At 53.3% G+C, this 17,648-nt stretch carries 18 protein-coding genes; 7 read left to right on the forward strand and 11 right to left on the reverse strand.

All coding sequences use genetic code 11. The features are described 5' to 3' along the window. Positions 1 to 3 precede the first annotated feature (3 nt). A complete protein-coding gene (locus ELY38_RS04805; RefSeq protein WP_126951160.1) occupies positions 4 to 363 on the reverse strand; it encodes a RidA family protein in 360 nt (119 codons plus the stop codon). Positions 364 to 434: 71 nt separating this feature from the next. Beyond that, positions 435 to 917: an Lrp/AsnC family transcriptional regulator gene (locus ELY38_RS04810; protein WP_127060363.1), complete on the reverse strand. Its 483-nt coding sequence runs from the start codon at positions 915 to 917 to the stop codon at positions 435 to 437. Positions 918 to 1,178: 261 nt separating this feature from the next. Here ELY38_RS04810 and ELY38_RS04815 point away from each other — a divergent pair, with 261 nt between their 5' ends. From ELY38_RS04815 to ELY38_RS04830, 4 genes are read left to right on the forward strand one after another with little or no spacing between them, the layout of a single operon-like run. After that, positions 1,179 to 2,873: a 2-isopropylmalate synthase gene (locus tag ELY38_RS04815; RefSeq protein ID WP_127060364.1), complete on the forward strand. Its 1,695-nt coding sequence runs from the start codon at positions 1,179 to 1,181 to the stop codon at positions 2,871 to 2,873. Between the two features lie 59 nt (positions 2,874 to 2,932). Further along, the gene (crcB, locus tag ELY38_RS04820; RefSeq protein ID WP_127060459.1) at positions 2,933 to 3,319 is read left to right on the forward strand and encodes a fluoride efflux transporter CrcB; all 387 of its coding nucleotides are present in this window, start codon (positions 2,933 to 2,935) and stop codon (positions 3,317 to 3,319) included. Next, complete coding sequence (crcB, locus tag ELY38_RS04825; protein ID WP_127060365.1) at positions 3,316 to 3,717, forward strand: fluoride efflux transporter CrcB; 402 nt, start codon at positions 3,316 to 3,318, stop codon at positions 3,715 to 3,717. The genes crcB (ELY38_RS04820) and crcB (ELY38_RS04825) overlap by 4 nt, the downstream gene beginning before the upstream one ends. 11 nt (positions 3,718 to 3,728) lie before the next feature. After that, the gene (locus tag ELY38_RS04830) at positions 3,729 to 4,688 is read left to right on the forward strand and encodes an arsenic resistance protein (RefSeq protein ID WP_127060366.1); all 960 of its coding nucleotides are present in this window, start codon (positions 3,729 to 3,731) and stop codon (positions 4,686 to 4,688) included. Positions 4,689 to 4,746: 58 nt separating this feature from the next. On the opposite strand, the gene ELY38_RS04835 is transcribed toward ELY38_RS04830, so the two are convergent. Both ELY38_RS04835 and ELY38_RS04840 read right to left on the reverse strand, forming a co-directional pair. Beyond that, positions 4,747 to 5,604 carry a universal stress protein gene (locus ELY38_RS04835; protein WP_127060367.1) on the reverse strand — a complete coding sequence of 286 codons (858 nt, stop codon included), beginning with the start codon at positions 5,602 to 5,604 and terminating at the stop codon, positions 4,747 to 4,749. Positions 5,605 to 5,624: 20 nt separating this feature from the next. Continuing rightward, a complete protein-coding gene (locus tag ELY38_RS04840; RefSeq protein WP_127060368.1) occupies positions 5,625 to 7,115 on the reverse strand; it encodes a SulP family inorganic anion transporter in 1,491 nt (496 codons plus the stop codon). A 509-nt stretch (positions 7,116 to 7,624) separates the two neighbouring features. Here ELY38_RS04840 and ELY38_RS04845 point away from each other — a divergent pair. Beyond that, a complete protein-coding gene (locus tag ELY38_RS04845; protein WP_127060369.1) occupies positions 7,625 to 8,638 on the forward strand; it encodes an isocitrate dehydrogenase in 1,014 nt (337 codons plus the stop codon). Positions 8,639 to 8,927: 289 nt separating this feature from the next. On the opposite strand, the gene ELY38_RS04850 is transcribed toward ELY38_RS04845, so the two are convergent. Both ELY38_RS04850 and ELY38_RS04855 read right to left on the reverse strand, forming a co-directional pair. Continuing rightward, positions 8,928 to 9,578, reverse strand: coding sequence for a peroxiredoxin (locus tag ELY38_RS04850; RefSeq protein ID WP_127060370.1), 651 nt, complete (start codon positions 9,576 to 9,578; stop codon positions 8,928 to 8,930). Positions 9,579 to 9,745: 167 nt separating this feature from the next. Continuing rightward, on the reverse strand, positions 9,746 to 10,777 hold the full coding sequence (locus ELY38_RS04855; protein WP_127060371.1) for a CNNM domain-containing protein: 1,032 nt from the start codon (positions 10,775 to 10,777) through the stop codon (positions 9,746 to 9,748). Positions 10,778 to 10,980: 203 nt separating this feature from the next. Here ELY38_RS04855 and ELY38_RS04860 point away from each other — a divergent pair, with 203 nt between their 5' ends. Next, positions 10,981 to 11,202: a DUF1826 domain-containing protein gene (locus tag ELY38_RS04860; protein WP_340148031.1), complete on the forward strand. Its 222-nt coding sequence runs from the start codon at positions 10,981 to 10,983 to the stop codon at positions 11,200 to 11,202. Positions 11,203 to 11,249: 47 nt separating this feature from the next. On the opposite strand, the gene ELY38_RS04865 is transcribed toward ELY38_RS04860, so the two are convergent. The 5 genes from ELY38_RS04865 to ELY38_RS04885 all read right to left on the reverse strand — a co-directional run bounded on the left by ELY38_RS04865 (position 11,250) and on the right by ELY38_RS04885 (position 15,985). Next, positions 11,250 to 11,720, reverse strand: coding sequence for an S-ribosylhomocysteine lyase (locus ELY38_RS04865; protein WP_127060372.1), 471 nt, complete (start codon positions 11,718 to 11,720; stop codon positions 11,250 to 11,252). A gap of 48 nt (positions 11,721 to 11,768) precedes the next feature. Then, complete coding sequence (locus ELY38_RS04870) at positions 11,769 to 12,116, reverse strand: putative quinol monooxygenase (protein WP_126951146.1); 348 nt, start codon at positions 12,114 to 12,116, stop codon at positions 11,769 to 11,771. Between the two features lie 61 nt (positions 12,117 to 12,177). Beyond that, positions 12,178 to 12,855: a haloacid dehalogenase type II gene (locus tag ELY38_RS04875; RefSeq protein ID WP_127060373.1), complete on the reverse strand. Its 678-nt coding sequence runs from the start codon at positions 12,853 to 12,855 to the stop codon at positions 12,178 to 12,180. A gap of 112 nt (positions 12,856 to 12,967) precedes the next feature. Then, positions 12,968 to 14,401, reverse strand: a complete 1,434-nt coding sequence (locus tag ELY38_RS04880) for an aspartate aminotransferase family protein (RefSeq protein WP_127060374.1) — start codon at positions 14,399 to 14,401, stop codon at positions 12,968 to 12,970. A gap of 87 nt (positions 14,402 to 14,488) precedes the next feature. Continuing rightward, on the reverse strand, positions 14,489 to 15,985 hold the full coding sequence (locus tag ELY38_RS04885; protein WP_127060375.1) for an NAD-dependent succinate-semialdehyde dehydrogenase: 1,497 nt from the start codon (positions 15,983 to 15,985) through the stop codon (positions 14,489 to 14,491). A 421-nt stretch (positions 15,986 to 16,406) separates the two neighbouring features. On the opposite strand from ELY38_RS04885, the gene ELY38_RS04890 reads away from it, so the two are divergent. Next, complete coding sequence (locus tag ELY38_RS04890; RefSeq protein ID WP_127060376.1) at positions 16,407 to 17,627, forward strand: GGDEF domain-containing protein; 1,221 nt, start codon at positions 16,407 to 16,409, stop codon at positions 17,625 to 17,627. The last annotated feature ends 21 nt before the right edge of the window (positions 17,628 to 17,648 follow it).

The raw sequence follows: 17,648 nt of genomic DNA on the forward strand, positions 1-17,648 counted from the left end.
CACTTACGCCGAGACGGCGGTAGTGACGGTAATTTCCACTTTCAGTTCGTCAGCCGGCATCGGCGCGCAAACGCAGGTGCGTGCTGGCGCATAGCCTTCAGGTACCCAGGCGTCCCATACCTCGTTCATGGCAGCAAAATCACTGCCGTCTTTTAAATAAATGGTGGCACTCAGCAGCTGCTCACGGCTTGAGCCAATCTCTTTTAAAAGCGCGTCCACCCGGGCCAGCATGCTCTGGGTCTGCTCGGTGATATCACCGTTTCGCGCGTCTGGCCCGGCTACCTGGCCACACAGGTAGGCAACGCCTTGGTGAATAACGGCACGGCTCATACGGGCTTTGGTATCGTGACGTTCAATTGTCATGGGACACTCCACTAAAAAATTCAAAAAAGGCAGTGTAAACGGCTAGCCAGAGGCTGACCATGCTTTACTGCTCAATACTCGGTGGGTACCGGGCGATGCTCAAAAACCCGACGCAGCACAAAGCTGGTGTGCGCGCCTGTCACCCCTTCAATACGGTTGATGACATGCAGCAGCAGATGCTGATAGTCATCCATGTCACGCACCAGAATCTTCAGTTGGAAGTCGGCGGCCTGGCCGGTAATGATCAAGCACTCAATCACATTGGGAATCTGGCGGATATGGCGTTCAAAATTTTCAAACCGCTCGGAGGTATGCTGGTCCATGGCGATATGTAGCAGTACCATGAGCTGATAGCCCAGCTGGCGGGCATCCACTTCTGCGCGATACTGCATGATCAGGCCATGCTCTTCCAGCGTGCGAACGCGCCTTAAGCAGGGCGAGGCGGAAAGGCCTATTCGGTCCGCCAACTCCTGATTACTGATCCGCCCCTCTTGCTGCAAAATGGTAAGGATTTGTCGATCAAAACGATCAAGTATCAATGGCGTTACCGACATAACAAGCAGCCTCTGCTAAAAATTATATGTTTCTTAATATATTCTGCCAATTAATGTCATTTTTATCTGTTTTAAGCAATAACCTAGCGCCACAAACCCGTTACACTAGTGAAACTGCCAAAAGTAGTTAGCGATTCCGTGTCTTGCTCTTCACAGAGAGTTCGCATCGATAAGTCTGCACTGATGAGCGTGTATTAATGAGCCACGGCCTACGCCACAAGCGGCCACATTTCCAAGTCATTAACCCTTAGGAATTTCACCATGTCTGCTTTTGATCATCGTAAATACCGTCCAGCCCCTCGCGTTCCTGCGTTTAACCGTCAATGGCCTGACCGTGACCTTGATCGTGCGCCGATCTGGGTGAGTGAAGACCTTCGCGACGGCAATCAGGCACTGCTGGAACCGATGACCGTTGAGCAAAAGCAGCGCTTCTGGCATCAGATCATCAAGGTGGGCATCAAGGAAGTGATGGTCGGTTTTCCTTCAGCGAGCCAACCCGACTATGATTTTGTGCGCTGGTTGATCGAGGAAAACCAGATCCCTGAGGACGTAACCATCGCAGTGCTGGTGCAGTGCCGCGAGCATCTGATCGAAAAAACCTTTGAGTCGCTGGTAGGCGCCAAGCGCGCCATCATCCATTTATACAACTCGACCTCGACCATTCAGCGCGAGCGGGTGTTTGAAATGGACCGCGACGGTATTACCCAGATCGCCGTACAGGGCGCGACCTGGGTGAAGCAGTATGCCGAACGCTATCCGGACGTGGCCTGGCGCTTTCAGTACTCGCCGGAAAGTTTTTCAAGCACCGAAATCGACTTCTCGCTGGCCATTTGCGAAGCGGTCATGGATGTCTGGCAGCCAACGCCTGAGAACAAGTGCATTCTCAACCTGCCCACAACAGTAGAAGTGGCCGGCCCCCATCATCATGCCGACCAGATCGAATACTTCTGCCAGCATATCAGCCGTCGCGATAGCGTGATTATTTCGGTGCATACCCATAACGATCGCGGCGGCGCCGTGGCATCGGCAGAGCTTGCTTTGCTTGCCGGTGCAGACCGCGTAGAAGGCACGCTTTTAGGCAACGGCGAGCGTACCGGCAACATGGATATCGTGACGCTGGCCATGAACTTGTACAGCCAGGGCATTGACCCTAAGCTTGATCTCTCCAACCCCGATGAAATCATTCAAGTGGTTCACGAGTGTACCGGCATTGCCATTCACCCGCGCCACCCCTGGGTGGGCGAGATGGTATATACCGCCTTCTCGGGTAGCCATCAGGATGCGATTCGTAAATCCCTCAAGCACCAGAAGCCCGATGAGCCCTGGCAAGTGGCTTACCTGCCCATCGACCCGCACGATATTGGCCGCGACTACCAGGCGGTAATTCGAGTTAACAGTCAATCCGGCAAGGGCGGCATGGCCTTTTTGCTTGAGCGCGACTACGGCATCAACCTGCCGCGCTGGATGATGCTAGCACTCGCCCCCTTTGTCCAAAAAGAGAGTGAAAAACGCGCAAGCGAGCTTTCAAGCCAGATGGTTCGCCAAGTGATGGTGGATAACTTCACTCAGGAAGCACCACTGTCACTGGCGGATTACCAGCTATCCAAAGGGCAGCGCGAAGGCCTTGAAGTCACCCTGTGGCACGGTAGCGAAACCCTGCGCCTGTCCGGCTCCGGCAATGGTGCCATGTCCGCATTTACCGATGCCTGGCAGAAGCACTCGGGCGTCAAGATCGGTATTATCGATTACAGCGAGCACTCGCTAGGTGGTGACAGTGAAGCCAATGCCATTGCCTTTGTGCAGCTAAACATAGACGGCCAGCGTATTTGCGCTTTTGCTGAGGATAGCGACACCGTGAGTGCCTCTCTAAAAGCGCTGATCTCAGGGATCAACCTGATCTCAGGCTCCTCTAACCAGGCAACGTCAACCCTTCAGGAAGGCGCGCTTACTGTCTAGTTGATTCAGTGCCTATGCTAGAATTAGCCGCCTACCCACTAGGCGGCTACAAGGCACACATGGGGCACGGAGTAGTAGGTATATTGCTGGTCGCGCTTGGCGGCGCGCTCGGAGGGATGGTCCGATTCGCCATCTCCAATCTTATGGCCCGTTTTTTAGGCAAGGCGTTTCCCTGGGGAACCCTCGCGGTTAATACCAGCGGTGCTTTTCTAGCGGGATGGCTGCTCGGCAGCCTAGGCTTACCCAGCGCCCCTACCCCTTTATGGCTCTTCACGGTCGTCGGCCTGTTGGGCGGCTATACCACGGTTTCCTCGTTCAGCTTGCAAACCCTTGAACTCTGGCAAAGCGGCCAGGCGGGACGTGCCGCGTTCAATATAAGTGCCACACTATTATTGGGCATAAGCATGGTCTCGCTAGGCTGGCTATTGGCAGGGGGCCACGCATGAGCGCCTGGAAAACCTATCTGGCCGTGGGCCTGGGCAGCGGTTTGGGCAGCCTGCTGCGCTACGCTGTCTCGCTTATTTCCCAGGCAGTGCTGGGCAGCTATTTCCCCTGGGGCACGCTAATTGTGAACGTGATAGGCTCTGGCTTGATTGGCTGGACAGCGGTTACGGCACTGCACACACCTCACGGTAAACCTGCCCGCTGGCATTCGTTTCTGGTCGCTGGTTTTTGCGGAGGGTTTACGACCTTCTCGGTGTTTAGCCTGGAAACTCTGCACTTCATTACCCTTGGCCAGGCGTGGCCAGGGCTTTTATACGTGCTGGTGAGCGTGTCGCTGTGGCTATTGGCAGCCATGGCCGGTGTGCGCCTGGCGCGTCCACGCAACCCTCTACCCCGCTGAAGAGTCATGACATGCGCGAGCAGTTAGAAAAACACCAGTGCTGGCTATATTTAGCTTGCGTTGGCCTGGGGCTGGTTCTGGGCATTCTCAAGCCAGCCTTTGCCCAGACATTTGAACAGCTGATGTGGCCGTTATTGGGCTTGTTGCTGTACACCACCTTTACCCAGATCCCCCTGCTGGGCGTGGCCCGCAGTGTTTCCGATGGTCGTTTTATCGCGGCGCTGCTTGTGGGTAACTTTATAGCCATTCCGGCTTTTCTAGCCCTTTGCGTACTTTGGCTGCCGCTTTCACCGGCGGTATTGGCCGGCGTATTACTGGTTCTGCTGGTGCCCTGCACCGACTGGTTTATCAGTTTTACCCACTTGGGCAAGGGCAGTGCGTCCTTGGCCGTTGCCGCCGCCCCACTTCTGCTGCTGGTACAAATGCTCGCCCTGCCCGTTTATCTGTGGCTGTTCTTGGGAGCCGAGTGGTTTCAACTGACACTTTCTGCACCGCTGCTGGGCGCCTTTGTAGGCCTTATCCTCCTTCCCTTGGCACTGGCCGGGCTGACCGAGTACGCAGCTACCCGGCAACCACGCATCAAGGCTGCTACCGACCATTTGGGTCTACTGCCCGTGCCGCTGCTTGCGCTGGTGGTCTTTATCATCGCAGCTTCACAGGTCAATAGTCTGAACGGGCTTTATCAAGTGATGGCCCAGGTAGTGCTTATCTTTGTGGGGTTTCTGGTGTTTGCAGGATGGCTGGGGAAGCTGTTGGGCAAACTGTTCAGGCTCCCTGTTGCCAGTGCCAGAACGCTGGCCTTCAGTTTTGGCACGCGCAACTCGTTTGTGATGCTGCCCATCGCCCTTACTCTTCCCGAAGCGTGGCAGGCGACTGTCGTGGTGATTGTCTTTCAATCGCTGGTCGAGCTTTTCGGGATGATTGTTTATCTTCGCTGGGTGCCTAAAACGCTGCTCCCTGACCGCGCTTAAACGCAAAAGCCGCCCCGCAACCGTTAGCGAGACGGCTTCCTCAGTGGTTTGGTGCCGATTAGCGCAAGATCAGTACCGGTATGTGACTTCCGCGCAGCATGGTTGTGGTGGTGCTTCCGATCAACAGGTGGCGGATACGTGAATGCCCATAAGCCCCCATCACCAGCAGGTCGATATCATGCTGTGCTGCATAGGCCTGCAGCGTTTCATCTACCTTGCCAGCGCGGATACCGCCCTCTACCCGATGGCCTGCATTACGCAGAGCGCCCAACGCCCAGCCAAGTTCCAAGTGATGCTCAGAGGTGTCTGCGCCAACAACCAATACATGGCACTCAATGCCTTTAAACAGCGATGAACGAGCCAGCATATCCACCCCTTTGCGGGCGGTTTTACTGCCATCGAAAGCGATCAGGATCTTTTCAGGACGCTTGAAGGTTGGCGGTACCATGAGGATAGGACGATGCATTTCGCGCACGACACGCTCTAGGTTCGCGCCTAAATGATCACTGGCACGATGGGCGGTTTCGCCACGTTTGCCCATTACCAGCAGGCGAACGTCCTCTTCGATATCTATCAGCGTTTCTACCAGCGTGCCGTTCAGTTGACGTGTAAGGGGAGCGCTCACGCCACCCTCAACAGCCCTCTTCTGGGCGGCTTCCAGCATTAACCGACCCTGTTCCCGGTTCACCTTGGCACGCTGTTCATCCAGCGTGGAGAGCTCTTCCATCAGGTGTTCGCGGGCACCAAAATGTAGGTTACCTGACAGGTTCTGCTCACCCGGCACGGCCGAATGGTTATCCACCACATGCACAAAGGTCAGCGGTGCCTCTAACGCAAGGCTTGCCCAGGCGGCGTAATCACATACGCCTTCTGAAAACCGGGAGCCGTCAATCGCGGCGACTACGTGCTCAGTCATGCTGCTCTCCTTACCGGATATCAGTGGTCACCCATCAGCTTTTCAACCGCTTTAGGGTCGTTATGCACCGCGTAGCGGTCGACTACCGTAGCACTGGCTTCGCTTAATCCCACCAGCTCAACCTCAGTGCCTTCGCGGCGGAATTTGATCACCACGCGATCAAGGGACTGTACGGCAGTAACATCCCAAAAGTGCGCCCTGGATAGATTGATCGTGACCTTATCGAGGCTCTCCTTGAAATCAAAGGCGGCCATAAAACGCTGGGAAGAAGCAAAAAATACCTGTCCTATCACCTGATACTCGCGCTCCTTACCTGCCTTAATTTCAGTAGAGTCGATAACCATGATATTGCCAACCTTGTTGGCAAAGAACATTGCCGCCAACAGCACCCCCACAAATACACCAAGTGCCAGGTTGTGCGTACTCACCGTTACCGCAACGGTTGCCAGCATGACAATGTTGGTGCTCAAGGGGTGTTTTTTCAGATCCCGAATCGACTCCCAGCTAAAGGTACCAATCGATACCATAATCATGACCGCCACCAGCGCCGCCATGGGGATTTGCGATACCCAGTCAGAAAGAAACACCACCATCAACAGCAGTACAACTCCTGCAATCAGCGTCGAAAGGCGCGTGCGGCCGCCAGATTTAATATTGATCACCGACTGGCCAATCATCGCACAGCCCGCCATGCCGCCCATCAGGCCAGCGCCGATATTGGCAAGCCCCTGGCCTTTACATTCGCGGTTTTTATCGCTCTGCGTGTCGGTCAAATCATCCACAATCGTCGCTGTCATCATGGATTCCAAAAGACCCACAACGCATAGCATCAATGCGTAAGGCAGAATGATCATCAGCGTTTCAAGATTGAGAGGGACATCTGGCCACAAGAAAACCGGCAGCGTATCTGGAAGCTCGCCCATATCACCCACGGTGCGAATATCCATACCGCTGACCATATACACAATGGTTAACACCACAATGCACACCAGCGGCGAAGGGATCGACTTGCCGATAACGGGCAGGTAGGGGAACAGGTAAATAATACCCAAGCCTGCCAGGGTCATGGCATACACGTGCCAGGTAACGTTGGTCAGCTCAGGCAGCTGGGCCATAAAGATAAGGATAGCCAGCGCGTTCACGAACCCGGTTACCACCGAGCGCGAGACAAAGCGCATCAACTCCGCAAGCTTTAAATACCCGGCGATAATCTGGAATACGCCGGTTAACAGTGTAGCGGCCAGCAGGTACTCAAGGCCGTGCTCGCGCACCAGTGTGACCATTAAAAGCGCCATGGCACCGGTCGCTGCGGAAATCATCCCGGGCCGCCCGCCGGTAAAGGCGATAATGACCGCGATACAGAACGAGGCGTAAAGACCTACCTTTGGATCAACACCGGCGATAATCGAGAAGGCAATTGCTTCGGGGATGAGTGCCAACGCGACCACCAGACCCGAAAGCGTGTCGCCTTTAATATTGGAAAACCACTCATGTTTGCTGAAAAGTGCCATTCAGGGAGTCCATGGTTGAAGTCGAACAGGACGCGCCAATGCCGCTGCACAGAGGCAGAAGCCACGCCATTAGAATCAGGTCGTAAGTCATACGCTACATAGTGAAGACGCCCAAGGCGCCAGTAGCCAAATTACGGTCGCAAAGTGCCGTAACGCCGGGGTAGCGCATCAGCGCTGTGGCGTTTTAAAGGAGGGATGTTACCTAGGGTGGAGTCATCAACCCAACAGTCAGTCGTACAGAGGTTACCTGTGAGCGTTTCATTGCGTATATGCCTTGCCGTGAAAACGTGTTTTAGATTGTCGCTGGCAACAAATTGCTAAATTGCAGGCCAACAAGGCGCGGATTCTACCAGTAAAGCACGCCTGTTGCACCCGTTACGCTAGACGTTTGGCAAGGCTAAGGTGATCTTGCGCTTCACCATGACTTACCATAAGCCACCAATGTAGCGACCTATTGATACGTCTGGCCGCGACACCGGCAAGTAACATCCTAACCAGAGGAGCAATACATGAGTCAGTCGATTGCAGTGATCAAGGGCGATGGCATCGGGCCTGAAATCATGGACGCCACCCTGCGCGTGCTTGATGCATTAAAATGCGGATTTGACTATGCATTTGTGGATGCGGGTCTGGTCGCTCTGGAAAACCATGGCACCTTGATTCCTCAAGGATCGCTTGATGCTATCGAGAAGCACGGCATCGCCCTGAAGGGCCCGCTAACCACACCTATTGGCAAAGGCTTTTCTTCCGTCAACGTTCAACTGCGCCGCCACTTTGATCTTTACGCCAACGTACGCCCGGCAATCAGCTTTCCTGGCACCCGGTCGCGTTTTGAAGGTATCGACATGATTACCGTGCGCGAAAATACCGAAGGGGCCTATCTTTCCGATGGCCAGGAGATGATCGACGACGGCAATACCGGCATCTCAGTGATCAAGGTGACCCGACAAGGTTCTGAGCGGATTGTGCGCTATGCCTTTGAGCTGGCCAGAAGCAATGGCCGCAAAAAGGTAACCGCGGTACACAAGGCCAATATTATCAAGACCAGCTCAGGACTGTTCCTGGAGGTGGCACGGGAAGTAGCCAAGGAGTACCCCGAACTCGAGTTTCAGGAGATGATCGTGGATAACGCTTGCATGCAGCTGGTGATGAACCCGCACCAGTTTGATGTGGTGGTCACGACCAACCTGTTTGGCGACATCCTTTCAGACCTTTGCGCTGGTCTGGTGGGCGGTTTGGGCCTGGCACCTGGAGCGAACATTGGCGAAAAAGCTGCAATCTTTGAAGCAGTTCACGGTTCAGCGCCGGATATTGCCGGTAAAAAGCTCGCTAACCCCTGTGCCCTGCTCTTGGCCGCCGCACAGATGCTTGACCACCTGAGCATGACGGAAAAGGGTGACACGATTCGCAGCGGCATCCGTAGCGTACTGGAAACCCGCCGCGATATGGTCACACCGGACATGGGCGGCACAGGAACTACCGATACGTTTGCCCAGGCGCTGGTGGAATACGTGCAGGCTTAAACGTTAGGGCCAAGATAACCCAACGCCCTTAGTCATTAAGGGCGCTTTTAGGTTGTTGTCACTGAATGCGGCTGTAGCAGCTGCTCGTGCTGATGAACAGGGCAAATCAAGCCAGGCAAGCGTCGGTGAAATGGAGATTATTGTTAACGAAATCTTAGTGGGCGCGCGTAGCGTATCTGCCACGGTTGAATAGCTTGCAGTAGAAGCTTCGTAAGCTTTATCAAGCCTCATCAAAAAGCCCCAAGGTTTTGTTAACCTCGGGGCTTTTCTATGCGCAGTGACTTAGCACTTATTTCAGGGACGTTTTACGCAAGTATGGCAGCACAGCTTCAAACTCACCAAATTTCTGCTTGGCATCATCATCTGAGACGCTTGGCGGAATAATCACGTCTTGGCCAACGGTCCAATCAGCAGGCGTTGCAATACCGTGTTTAACGGTCGCCTGGAGTGCATCGAGAGCACGCAGAATTTCTGCAAAGTTGCGTCCTACCGTCATGGGGTAGGTCATGGAAAGTTTAAGCTGCTTATCTGGGCCGATAATAAAGACCGAGCGCACAGTGGCACTGTCAGCAGGCGTGCGGCCATCTGGCAGGTAAGCATCTTCAGGCAGCATGTCAAAAAGCTTTGAAACCTTAAGACCTTCGTCAGCAATGATCGGAAAATCAACGTCGCTACCGCTGTACTTCGCGATATCGCCCGCCCAGCGCTTGTGATCCTCAACGCCATCTACCGACACGCCAATTACTTTAGTGCCGCGCTTTTTCCACTCGTCACTTAACGTGGCCACAGCACCAAATTCGGTGGTGCAGACCGGGGTAAAATCTTTGGGATGTGAAAACAAGATAGCCCAGCTATCGCCGATCCACTCGTGGAATTGGATTGGCCCTTGGCTGGTTTGGGCTTCAAAATCGGGAACGACCGCATTGATACGTAATGACATAGAGCCTCCTTCGCGGGTGATTAATGTTTTTAATACCTTAAACCACCTGTAGATAATTCACTATAGAACATTTAGTGCTAAGACTACGAACGTTATCCCGCGCCACTCTCTTTCCCCTTATACGGCAGTGCGTATGGATCTTCTGAGCCATCCATGCGCACTGCTACCTAAGCGGTGGGTCTGGGACCTTTATGCTTTATACGTGTCAGCCAGCGCTGCCTAGCGTAATGCCTCAAATTAGCCACGCTATCGGTTTCATCAATAATGTCCTGACCCAGAATGGTTTCAATAATATCTTCAAGCGTAATAAGGCCCACAAAGGTGCCATGCTCGTCATACACAACGCGCATGTGCATATGGTCCTTGAGCATTGAAGCAAAGACATGTTCTACATTGTGCGCGATATCGACACTGGTAATGGGGTGCATAAGCTCCCGCATGGTCTTGGCATCATCGGCGTGATACATGTCGGCTTTATGCACATAGCCAAATGCCATTTCGCCGTTATCCATAACCGGGAAACGCGTAAACGGCGCTTTACCGTACTGCTGATCAAACGTCTTGACGTCCATGTTAGGGGGCACTGTCACGCACACTGTTCTTGGTGTCATGGCTTGGCTTACGGCAATTTCATGCAGGTTAAGCATATTGACGATAGTGCGCGATTCATCGGCATCCAGCACCTTCTCTTCAAGCCCTACACGCGCCAGCACCTTGATTTCATCGCGCAGATCAACATCATGCTCAGAAGTGCCCAGCCGACGCGTAATCTGCTCCGACAGCCAGATAAACGGCAGTAATCCCACTATCATTGGCTTCAATAAACGCGGTAAAAACGGTGCTAAGCCGCGCCAGTAGGTGGCACCAATCGTCTTGGGAATAATTTCAGAAAACACCAGGATCAGCATCGTCATGACGGCAGATACAATGGCAATTGAGGCTTCCCCGAATACCACTGCTGCTTGCGCCCCCACCGCCGTTGCACCAACAGTATGAGCAATTGTATTAAGCGTCAGTATCGCCGCCAGCGGTCGGTCAATGCTGGTTTTAAGCTGATTAAGCGATGCATGCAGCTTTGGCTTCTCTTCTTTTAGCCTAGCGATATAGCTTGGCGTAATGGAGAGCAAGGCCGCTTCAAGGATGGAACATAAAAAAGATAGTGCGATGGAAAGCGTGGCAATCGTGATGAGCAGGAACATGAGCGCCTGAAGTGAGGAATGATAGCGTGTTTATAGGAGCAATACGGGTACCTGTCAATAAACCTCTATACGCTTTTTCTGGCATGGGCAATGGCGACTACTCATGGGATTTGACCGGGGCTCGTACTGAAAATTGTCAAGGGTAGCGGCATTCATAAAAGCAGTTATGGTTTATCTCACTTCTAGGCCCCGGTAGTGAATAATTGCCCGAAGCGGCCGTTAATCGCGATGGGTTAGGTGCCCCGCATCCTGACCGACCAGAAATAGTGCTTAACCCTGATGCTGTCCAAACGCTTAAAGCAGGCGATATCGCGCTTATCAAAGGCAGCGGTTGGGAAGGTAGCGAGCGTAGCGCGCTCGTCCATTGCAGCCCTTCGTTAAGTCTTGGCCAAAAGCGCTTATTACTCACGATTGACCCTGCTTAAATACAAAACGCCTCCACTTGGGAGGCGTTTTAGGCTTGCTCAGTTACTTATTGAGCAAACACTTCCGTCCACTCGTTGCGCTTGGCAAGCAGGTCGCGGGCCAGTGCCTGGGCGCCTTCCAGGCTGTGGCTGGCGGCCCAGCCACACTGCATTTCGTTGCAGGCGGGCACTTCGGTGGCGACTAACACGTCATTCAGCGTTTGTTCGATAATTGCCAGCACATCGTCGTAGTCATCGTGATTAATCATCGCGATGTAGAAGCCGGTTTGGCAACCCATGGGGCTGATATCGACCACCTTGTCAGAATGGTTGCGGGAAAGCTCAGCCATCAGATGCTCAAGGGAGTGCAGCGCTGGCATCTCCATATGTTCTTTGTTCGGTTGGCAGATACGCAGATCGTATTTATGAATCTGGTCGCCGTTCTGGCCCTGTTTAATATCGGCCAGGCGTACGTAGGGGGCTTTTACCTTGGTATGGTCCAGGTTAAAGCTTTCGACGTTCATCTTCTTTTCGGTCATGTTCGCTCCGCGTCTATCGGTGTCGTGGGCCCATTTTACACGTTTGGCTTATACCTTGGGCGCGTCAAAATTCCACGGCTCATCGGTATACACGCATACATTGGCGTCTTCGATATCGCCATCAGGTGATTCAACGTGCTTGGCAAAGAAGTCCTGAATCTCCTTTCGCTGGCAGTGGGCTTCAAACTCTTCGCGGCTCGCCCAGATTTCATGAAATACAATTGGGTAGCTGGTGCCCTGGGCGAAGGGATTGTCGATCTGCCGCGTTACCGTGTAATGAATGCAGGCATCTTCACGGTGGGTATTCGGCTCCAGTGACTGGAGTGCCTTGAACACCGCTTCTTCTTTACCCGGTTTGGGTTTAAAGCCTGCAACGCAGTAAATTTTCTCTGACATGATCGCATCCTGGTTCGTTAAGCGTGCGTCATTATGCGGCTTGTCCTTATAGGTTAACAACCTAGCGAATAATACGTTCGGCCAAGGCTTCCAGGTCAGGCACCGTCATATCAGGCTCAACCCCCCAGGGGTCAAAAGGCGCATCGGAGTGGCGTCGTATCCAGGCGCTGCGCAACCCGGCGTGGGTTGCGCCAATCACATCAAAAGCATTGCTTGAAACCAGCCAGGTTTGCTCGGGGCGCGTTTCCAGGCGGCTACGCAGGTATGCGTAGACAGCCGGGTCAGGCTTGAAGCGCTTGATATCGTCAACGCTTACCACTTCATCCATATGGCTCTCTACACCTGCCCGTGCGAGTAGCTTCGATACGGCATCCGAGGTGCCGTTTGAAAAAGCCACGCAACGGATGCCTGCATCACGTAACTGATCCAGCGCCTGCACCACATCAGGAAAGGCCGGAAGTTCACCATACACGGCCATTAAATGATCACAGTCATTATCCGAAAGGCCCGTCTGTAGCGCACGGTTGGTAAACGCCAGAGCGTCACGAGTACATTCTTCAAAGAGAACATAGGCGCTCATCAATCCATGGCGAAAGCTGTACTCCAGCTGCTTTTCCCGCCAGCGCTTAGCGAACTCACCTGCCTTGGAAACATCAGTAAGCCGACGTTCAAGCTCGGTGGTAACCCCTTGGGTATCAATCAGCGTGCCGTACACATCGAAAGCTAATACCGGTTGCATAGCCACTCCTACCTATCCGTTGATCATGCCCTGTGTTCAGCATAGCCGTCCCATTCAAAAACAAAAATGCCGCTGCACAAGCAGCGGCATTCACAAGGTCAGGGTCGATCACTCAGACGGTAAACGCCGCTTCCTGATGCCCTGTTTTCAAATCACCTGAACGGGTAAGTTCATCAGTAACCCGATCAATGGCACGTTTGGCCCGGCCAATCATATCGTCGACTTCCGCGCGGTTAATGGTCAATGGGGGCGCAAAGCCTAAAATATCTCCTTGGGGCATCGCTCGGGCGATCAGATTCTCCTCCATCGCGGCAGCAGCTACCCGTGGGCCAACTTTCAATGCTGGGTCAAAATGCAGGCGCTGCGTGGCATCCGGCGAGAACTCAAGTGCGGCCATAAGGCCAACACCGCGTACATCGCCTAATAGTGGGTGGCCCTCGAAGTTGGCCTTGAGCTGCGCCTGGAAGTAGGCACCCGTTTCGGCAGCGTTGCCCACCAGGTTTTCACGCTCGATAATATCCAGGTTGGCAATGCCCGCGGCACAGCCCAGCGCGTGGCCGGAATAGGTCCAACCGTGGCCGATGGGGCCAAACTCGCCAGTGCCCTGCTCAAGCACTTGCCATACTTTTTCGCCCACAATCACGCCAGAAAGCGGCTGATAGGCACTGGTCAAGCCTTTGGCAATCGTGACCAGATCCGGCTTCATGTTGTAGTGGTGGCTACCGAAGTCAGAGCCAGTACGCCCAAATCCACACACCACTTCATCAGCAATCAAAAGCACATCGTACTTGGCCAACACAGCTTGAATCGCGTCCCAGTAGCCTTCCGGCGGCGGTACAATGCCGCCTGTGCCCAACACCGGCTCGCCAATAAACGCAGCAACCGTATCCGGCCCCTCTTCAAGAATCATCGCCTCAAGCTTGTCGGCGCAGAAGGACGAAAACTCAAGCTCGGTCATGCCGTGCTGCTCAGCGGCGCGCAGGTAGTAGTGCGGCGCTTCGGTATGGCGAATCGTATCAATGGGCAGATCGAAATGGTCGTGAAACGCCTTGAGGCCGGTCAACGAGCCGGAAGCAATACCTGATCCGTGATAGCCACGCATGCGGGAGATGACTTTTTTCTTCTGCGGCCGGCCCAGCACGTTGTTGTAGTAGCGCACGATTTTCAGCTGGGTTTCATTGGCATCACTGCCGGACATGCCGTAGTAAACCTTGGACATGTTCATGCCAGCGATTTTCAGAATACGCTCGGAAAGCGCGATCTGCGGCTCGTTCGAGTGCCCCACATAAGTATGGTAATAAGAAAGTTCCATCGCCTGCTTGTAAATGGCCTCGGCAATTTCCGTGCGGCCATAGCCGATATTAACGCAGTAAAGACCGGCAAAACCGTCAATAAACTCGCGGCCATCCTTGTCCACAATATGGATGCCTTTACCGCCAGTAATCACACGGCCCGGCGCATCGCCATGGGCAAAGTCACGCAGGTGGGTAGAAGCGTGAAAAGTGACTTTGCGGTCGCGTTCGATCAGATCCTGATGCTGGCTCATAGCGCTCTCTCTGTAATGCCCCTCCCTACTGTTAGGAGGGTTTTTTAAAAATTAGTAACAACGTAAATTTTTATGCAATAAACGTAGCTAGCTCCCCGAGACCGAACCCAGTGCGCCCAGACAGTAATATTTGGTTTCGAGATACTCATCAATACCGGTGGCGCCGCCCTCACGACCAAGGCCGGACTGCTTCACGCCGCCAAACGGTACTGGCGGGCCGGTCATCTTGACCGAGTTTACGCTCACCATGCCGTACTCGAGCGCACGCATCAGCTTCCAGATCCGCCGGATATCATGGGTATACACATAAGCCGCTAAGCCATACTCGGTGTCGTTGGCAAGCTCGATGGCTTCTTCGTCGCTTGAATAAGCGGTAATCCCGGCCACGGGGGCAAAGTTCTCTTCCCGCCAGACTTTCATCTGGGGTGTTACGTTGGTTAACAGCACCGGCATAAAGAAGTTTTCGCCCGGCGCCTGGCTCTGATCGCCTCTGATCAGTGTTGCGCCACGGGAAATCGCATCATCAACAATCGCGGCAGCCTTCTCCACGGCTTGGCGATGAATCAACGGGCCAAGATCAACCTCCTCCTGCAAACCGTTGCCCACGGTTAATGCCACCATGCGCTCGGTGAATTGCACAACGAACTCATCATGAATGGATTCGTGTACCAAAATGCGGTTGGCCGCCAGGCAGTCCTGCCCAGCCGTTTGGAACTTAGCCGCTACCGCCGCATAGGCCGCTTCTTTGGGGTCCATATCTGGCCCGACAATAAACGGCGCATTGCCGCCCAACTCAAGCGAAAGGCGTTTTACGGTACCGGCGCTTTGTTCCATCAACAGGCGGCCAACGCGGGTGGAGCCAGTAAACGATAGCGCCCTAATGCGCGGCTCGCTACATAGAATTTTTGAAACCTCTGCAGGCTCACCCAATACCACGTTAAAGATGCCGTCCGGAATACCTGCTCGCTCGGCTAATTCCGCCAGAGCTAGCGCTGAAAAGGGCGTCTCATTGGCCGGTTTCACAATCACCGGGCAGCCTGCAGCCAACGCCGCCGCCGCTTTACGGGTAATCATTGCCAGCGGAAAATTCCACGGTGTAATCATCGCTGCAATGCCAACAGGCTCTTTGATAGTACCCAGCGAGGCATTGGGAATATGGCTGGGAATAGTCTCACCATAAGTGCGCTTGCCCTCTTCCGCGAACCAGCGCACAAAGCTTGCTCCGTACTCCACTTCGCCACGCGCATCGGGCAGCGGCTTGCCCTGCTCCAGCGTCATGATGGTGGCAAGGTCTTCCCGGTTGGCCTGAATCAGATCGTACCAGGCGAGCAGCCGCTCGCAGCGCTCATCGGCACGCAGCGCGCGCCAGCGAACGAATGCTACCTCGGCAGCATCAACCGCAGCGGTAATTTGTTTGGCTTCAAGCAGCGGGATATGGCCGATGGCTTCGTTGGTTGCCGGGTCATACACCGATTCTTCCCGGCCCCCTTCCCCATGTGTCCACTTGCCGTTCACATAAGCGTACTGGCGGAACAGGCGTGGGTCTGCCAAGCGTTTAACCAGCGTGGTCGATAGTAGGGTCATGAGCACCTCCCCTGGTTGAAGCCACTGTCAGCGACAAACCGTTGCACGTTGACGATTGAAAAGATCGGCTTCTGGCTGACCTTTTCGATGTACCTAGCGTAAGGGAGATGGCACACGAAGTGTTTTTGAAAGAGAAGGGTTATGGTTTAACTTTTTTTGTCATAACCGCTTTTTTCAGCGCTTTTTTTTGGTGTTAACTGTGAGACCAAGGCTAACTGCCAAAGACGAGACTTAAAAAAGTCTAAATATTCGCTGTGTTGTGGTATACCTAATGCTTCAAGAAGATTCTCAATGATGCTATGTCGGCTATAGATAAACTGTGCTCTACGCCATGATCTATCCTGCTTAAACGACTGGTTTCAAGATCTTACCCTCTACAGAGATCGCGAAATGCCAGCTATACCGGGCCAAGGGGAATGTCGTGTGTCAACTTCCTTACTTTAAGCAGCTTTCCCAACACATCAATGACACAACCGTTCGGGAAAAGTACGACATAGATCGGCACGGCGAACGCCTGTATTCGTTGATCGTGCTCACTAAGCTATTGGCAATTTTTTACTTTTCCTACACCTTGATGGATATCTATATATTGCCCGATATCACGCTTAGGTCGATATTATTACGCTTCTTAATTATAGGACCACTCATCGTCTTCTTGTTTGCCTATTACAAACGACCTGCTTCCATTCGCCATAAGGAGCTTGCAGGCGTAGTGGTGGTCGTCTTGGGAACGGCTGTTTGGTGTACAGTGCTATTAGGGTCGGAAAATCCACGCGTACTTCATTACTTCTATGCTGGCCTAATTTTTCAGCTGGTTCTTACCATTGTTCTGACGCCACCGTTCGAGTACAGCATCTATGGCTCGTTGTTTGTGTTCATCTGTCTTTATACCACTATTTGGTTTCTGCCCGGCGCCGATCTTGAGTACGTAGTGAACCACTTGGCGTTTGGCTTACCCACTCTAGTGTTGACCCTAATAGCCAACTATCGTTTTTCCGCAGAGTCGCTACGTCTGTATCTACAAAATGTTAATACTGATCAATTACGTTTAGAACTTGCTGAGCGCAATGCGGATTTGGAGAGAATTTCCACTATAGATCCGCTAACAGGGCTATCTAACCGCAGAGGCCTCGATCGATATGCGGCGTCATTATTCCAAACATACGCATCCTCTAAAGAGCAGATCGCCGTTGTAATTGTGGACGTGGACTATTTCAAAGCATTTAACGATCATTATGGGCATGCTGATGGTGATAACTGTCTACAAATAGTCGCTGAGGCTATTCGTGCCGCGTGTTCATCGAAGGATATGGTATGCCGCTTCGGGGGCGAAGAATTCCTAATTTTACGTCTAATGGGCAATGACACTGAGCATAACGCTTTAGCACTGGCTGAAAGTGTACGGGCAAACGTCGCCAACCTTGTCATTCCCCATACCCAATCAGACTATGGCATCGTTACCGTGAGCGTGGGGGTATGCGCTGGTCCTATTAATCCTATGGAGGAACTAAATAAGTTGATTCAGGCGGCTGACAAGGCGTTATATGCCGCAAAACATGAAGGCCGAAATCTGGTCTGCGAGAGTCGCTTCATTGGCGCTAAAGAGACGACTCCCCCAGAATTCAGCAGCTTGGTCACTTAATGCTGATCAGGCGCTGATGAG

This window comes from Vreelandella nanhaiensis (genome assembly GCF_003990185.1).
Lineage (GTDB): Bacteria > Pseudomonadota > Gammaproteobacteria > Pseudomonadales > Halomonadaceae > Vreelandella > Vreelandella nanhaiensis.

Bases quoted from the DNA above. Each gene is read 5' to 3' on its own strand.
- ELY38_RS04840 (WP_127060368.1), bottom strand. From the start codon at position 7,115: ATGGCACTTTTCAGCAAACATGAGTGGTTTTCCAATATTAAAGGCGAC.
- ELY38_RS04815 (WP_127060364.1), top strand. From the start codon at position 1,179: ATGTCTGCTTTTGATCATCGTAAATACCGTCCAGCCCCTCGCGTTCCT.
- ELY38_RS04845 (WP_127060369.1), top strand. From the start codon at position 7,625: ATGAGTCAGTCGATTGCAGTGATCAAGGGCGATGGCATCGGGCCTGAA.
- ELY38_RS04850 (WP_127060370.1), bottom strand. From the start codon at position 9,578: ATGTCATTACGTATCAATGCGGTCGTTCCCGATTTTGAAGCCCAAACC.
- ELY38_RS04870 (WP_126951146.1), bottom strand. From the start codon at position 12,116: ATGTCAGAGAAAATTTACTGCGTTGCAGGCTTTAAACCCAAACCGGGT.
- ELY38_RS04880 (WP_127060374.1), bottom strand. From the start codon at position 14,401: ATGAGCCAGCATCAGGATCTGATCGAACGCGACCGCAAAGTCACTTTT.
- ELY38_RS04810 (WP_127060363.1), bottom strand. From the start codon at position 917: ATGTCGGTAACGCCATTGATACTTGATCGTTTTGATCGACAAATCCTT.
- ELY38_RS04875 (WP_127060373.1), bottom strand. From the start codon at position 12,855: ATGCAACCGGTATTAGCTTTCGATGTGTACGGCACGCTGATTGATACC.
- ELY38_RS04855 (WP_127060371.1), bottom strand. From the start codon at position 10,777: ATGTTCCTGCTCATCACGATTGCCACGCTTTCCATCGCACTATCTTTT.
- crcB (WP_127060365.1), top strand. From the start codon at position 3,316: ATGAGCGCCTGGAAAACCTATCTGGCCGTGGGCCTGGGCAGCGGTTTG.
- ELY38_RS04805 (WP_126951160.1), bottom strand. From the start codon at position 363: ATGACAATTGAACGTCACGATACCAAAGCCCGTATGAGCCGTGCCGTT.
- ELY38_RS04830 (WP_127060366.1), top strand. From the start codon at position 3,729: ATGCGCGAGCAGTTAGAAAAACACCAGTGCTGGCTATATTTAGCTTGC.
- ELY38_RS04885 (WP_127060375.1), bottom strand. From the start codon at position 15,985: ATGACCCTACTATCGACCACGCTGGTTAAACGCTTGGCAGACCCACGC.
- ELY38_RS04865 (WP_127060372.1), bottom strand. From the start codon at position 11,720: ATGACCGAAAAGAAGATGAACGTCGAAAGCTTTAACCTGGACCATACC.
- crcB (WP_127060459.1), top strand. From the start codon at position 2,933: ATGGGGCACGGAGTAGTAGGTATATTGCTGGTCGCGCTTGGCGGCGCG.
- ELY38_RS04835 (WP_127060367.1), bottom strand. From the start codon at position 5,604: ATGACTGAGCACGTAGTCGCCGCGATTGACGGCTCCCGGTTTTCAGAA.